The following is a 224-nucleotide window of genomic DNA, read 5'->3' as shown; positions in this document are numbered from 1 at the left end:
ATGATGGCAGAGAGGTCACACCCGTTCCCATACCGAACACGGAAGTTAAGCTCTCTAGCGCCGATGGTAGTTGGGACCTTGTCCCTGTGAGAGTAGGACGTTGCCAGGCAAATGGAGGATTAGCTCAGCTGGGAGAGCACCTGCCTTACAAGCAGGGGGTCGGCGGTTCGATCCCGTCATCCTCCACCATTTAGCCGACTTAGCTCAATTGGTAGAGCAACTGA

Annotated in this window: 1 tRNA gene and 1 rRNA gene; both read left to right on the top strand. The window is 54.9% G+C overall.

Annotated features, from left to right (window positions below):
• Positions 1–109: ribosomal RNA gene (rrf, locus tag MR147_RS26950) — 5S ribosomal RNA — on the top strand; the annotation flags it as partial.
• 4 nt (positions 110–113) lie between these two features.
• Positions 114–189, top strand: a tRNA-Val gene (locus MR147_RS26945).
• The last annotated feature ends 35 nt before the right edge of the window (positions 190–224 follow it).

Source organism: Bacillus cereus group sp. BfR-BA-01350 (assembly GCF_022663775.1).
Taxonomy (GTDB): Bacteria; Bacillota; Bacilli; order Bacillales; family Bacillaceae_G; genus Bacillus_A; species Bacillus_A paranthracis.
Note: the sequence above shows the minus strand (reverse complement) of the source record. Positions and strands in the feature narration are given on the sequence as shown.